Below are 3,104 nucleotides of genomic sequence, written 5' to 3' on the forward strand. Positions count from 1 at the left end.
TGCGATCGTAGGAAGCGTCAGATGTGTCTAAGAGACAGGGTCGACGCCGCCCTGGAAGGTGAACTTGAGCGCGTTGCCGACGAGGTTCGTCAGCACCTGGCGCAGCCGTTCGGGATCGCCGCAGACCTGGCGCGGGACGCCCTCCTCCAGCCGGAGCGTCAGCCACAGCCCCTGCTCGTACGCGCGCGGCGCGAACGGCGCCACCACCTCGTCGCACAGTCGCGGCAGGTCGAACGGCACCTCGTCGACCTGCAGGTGGCCCGCCTCGATGCGGGACAGGTCGAGGAAGTCGTCGAGCAGGCGCAGCACGTTGTGGGCCGCGGACTGGGCGGTGCCGGCGTAGTAGCGCTGCTCGTCGTCCAGGCGGGTGCCCATGAGCAGGGAGTTCATGCCGAGCACGCCGTTGATCGGCGTGCGGATCTCGTGGCTGATCTTGGCCACGAACTCGGACTTCGCGCTGGAGGCGCTGACGGCCTCGTCGCGGGCGGCGGCCAGCTCGGCGGCGTACCTGGCCAGGGTGGCCTGGGCGCGGCGGCGGCCGCGGGTGCTGTGGATCTGCAGGCCGAGCCCGATGAGGATGAGCAGCGCGAGCAGGGCGGCGACGGTGAGCACGTTCGCCCGCACCTGCTCGGCCTCGGCCAGCGCCTCGGCGGCCGACACCTCCGCGGTGACCGTCCAGCCGATGCTCGGGATGGGCTCGGAGGCCGACAACACCGTGCCGTCGATGCCGCGGAAGTCGCCGCTCCACGCCTGCCCGGCCAGGGCGGCGTCCACGCGCGGGTCCTCGCGCAGCGAGGTGAGGGCGAACAGCTTCCTGCCGGGATCGGCGACGAGCACGCCGGCCCGGTCGGTGATGAGCAGGCGGATGTCCTGCGCGTCGGCGGCCTCCTCGGCGAACTCCTGGATGGCGTCGAGGCTGTAGACCACCGTGAGCATGCCGAGCATGCGGGTGCCGTCGGCGCTCGGGATGGGCGCGGCCACGGCGACGGCCCGCGACACCCCGACCATGGTGGGCGTGTACGCCTGCGACACGTGGGCCCGGGGCCGGTCACGTACGGCGCGGTACCAGTCGGTGCTGACGATGTCCTGGGGCAGCACGCTCGGCGGCTCACCGCCCAGCATGTCGCCCTCCGGCGAGATCATGATCAGGCCGCTGACGCCGTCGCGCATCCGCTCGAGCTCGGCCAGCCAGTCACGCAGCACGCCGGGGCGCGGGCCGCCCACGGCCTCGCGCACCTCGGGCCGCTGGGCGAAGGCGGTGACGAGCTGGGTGAGCGAGCTCATCTGCTGGTCGACGACGACCCGGCTGACGGACGCGGTGGTCTTGACCCGGTCCGTGACCTCCTCGCGCACCGCCTGCTCCGACAGGGAGATGCTGGAGGAGGTGAGCAGCACCAGAGGCAGCAGACCGAGCAGCGTCCACAGGGCCGTCACCGCGAGCAGCCATCGCACCGCCGTCCATCCTTTCCCGACCCGGACTATTGGGTATCAGGTTAGGAGCAAAAGGTGCTGAGCGCCTTTTTCCGCTGAGCACAACGAGCAAAAGTCGAAATAATCGGATAAAGCGCATCTAAGCTGAAACTATCTGCCATAGGGATGAGGAGCGTGGCTGTGCCTGAGTTCAGGGACATCACCGTTCTGATCGTGGACGACGACCCGGTCATCACGACGACGCTGAAGCATCAGGTCGGAAAGGTCCCCGGGTTCAGGGTGGTGGCGATCGCGCCCAACGGTCAGACGGCGCTCGACGCGGCCGCCCGCTTCGCGCCCCGGCTTGTGCTGCTCGACCTCCACCTTCCGGACATGACCGGCCTCGAGGTGGCCCACCGGTTACGCCACCCCGATCGGCCGCCCACCGACGTCATCGTCATCTCCGGGCGCAAGGAGTCCGACACCGTACGCGCGGCCATCCAGCGCGGCGCCCTGTACTACCTCGTCAAACCGACCCGGGCGAGCACGCTGACGAACACCCTGCTGCGGTACGCGGACACCCTGGAGCGGCTCCAGCCGGGCTGCATGTTCGACGAGCAGCAGGAGATCGACGAGCTCTACCGTGCGATGCACCTGGACCTGGCCCGCCCCAAGGGCATCACGGCGGCGACCGAGCGGGCGGTGCTGGCCGCGCTGACCAAGGTCGAGGCGGACGCCTCGGCCAGCGAACTCGCGGCGATGGTCGGCGTCAGCCGCGCCACCGCCCAGCGCTACCTGGAGTACCTCGCCGGCCGCGGCCTGGTCGAGGGCGGCCCGAGGTACGGCCTCCCCGGCCGCCCCCAGCACCGGTACCGGGTGCGGTGAAGGCGCTGCGGGCACTGCTCGCCGCGGTGCTGTGCTGCCTGCTGCCGGTCGGCTGCGGCGAGGCGCAGGCGTTCCCCGAGGACTCCACGATGGCCCGCATCAGGGAGCGCGGGGTGCTGACCGTCGGCATCAAGTTCGACCAGCCGATGTTCGGCTACAAGGATCCGGCCAGCGGGCGGATCACGGGCTTCGACGCGGAGATGGCCCGGCTGGTGGCCAAGGACCTCACCGGCAGCGAGCGCAACGTCCGCTTCGTCGAGACCGTCTCGCGCGAGCGCGAGAACTTCCTGTCCCAGGGCGTGGTGGACGTCGTCATCGCCACGTACTCGATCACGCAGAAGCGCGCGAACCGGGTCACCTTCACCGACCCGTACTACTACACCGGGCAGGACCTGCTGGTCAGGGCGGGCGACTCGACCATCGAGAACGTGGGCGACCTGGAGGGCAAGACCGTCTGCACGGCGATCGGCTCGACCTCCGTCGACCGGCTCCGTTCCATGATCCCCCGGGCGAAGATGGAGATCGTCGACGCCTACAGCGTGTGCGTGCCTGCGCTGGTGGCCGAGCGGGTCGACGCCATCAGCACCGACGACACCATCCTGCTCGGGCTGCTCGCCCAGCATCCCGCCACGCTGCGGCTGGTCGGCAAGCCGTTCGGGCGGGAGCCGTACGGGATGGGCGTGCGCAAGGACGACACGGTCTTCCGCGACTACCTCAACGGGCTGATCGCCCGGTGGCTGCGCGACGGGCAGTGGGACCGCGCGTACATGGCGACCATCGGCGTCTCCGGCGTGACCTCGGACTCCTCC

Annotated in this window: 3 protein-coding genes; 2 read left to right on the top strand and 1 reads right to left on the bottom strand. The window is 70.3% G+C overall.

Annotated elements, in window-relative coordinates; translation table 11 throughout:
* Positions 1 to 27: 27 nt before the first annotated feature.
* Complete coding sequence (locus E1286_RS46755; RefSeq protein ID WP_246075754.1) at positions 28 to 1,452, bottom strand: cache domain-containing protein; 1,425 nt, start codon at positions 1,450 to 1,452, stop codon at positions 28 to 30.
* Positions 1,453 to 1,611: 159 nt separating this feature from the next.
* On the opposite strand from E1286_RS46755, the gene E1286_RS46760 reads away from it, so the two are divergent.
* Positions 1,612 to 2,295 (top strand): response regulator, encoded by a 684-nt coding sequence (locus E1286_RS46760; RefSeq protein ID WP_132623796.1) that lies wholly within the window; start codon positions 1,612 to 1,614, stop codon positions 2,293 to 2,295.
* The coding region (locus E1286_RS46765) for a glutamate ABC transporter substrate-binding protein (RefSeq protein ID WP_246075756.1) at positions 2,292 to 3,104 on the top strand (813 nt) is incomplete at its 3' end. The genes E1286_RS46760 and E1286_RS46765, both read left to right, overlap by 4 nt.

The sequence above is a fragment of the Nonomuraea terrae genome (assembly GCF_004348995.1).
Classification (GTDB): domain Bacteria; phylum Actinomycetota; class Actinomycetes; order Streptosporangiales; family Streptosporangiaceae; genus Nonomuraea; species Nonomuraea terrae.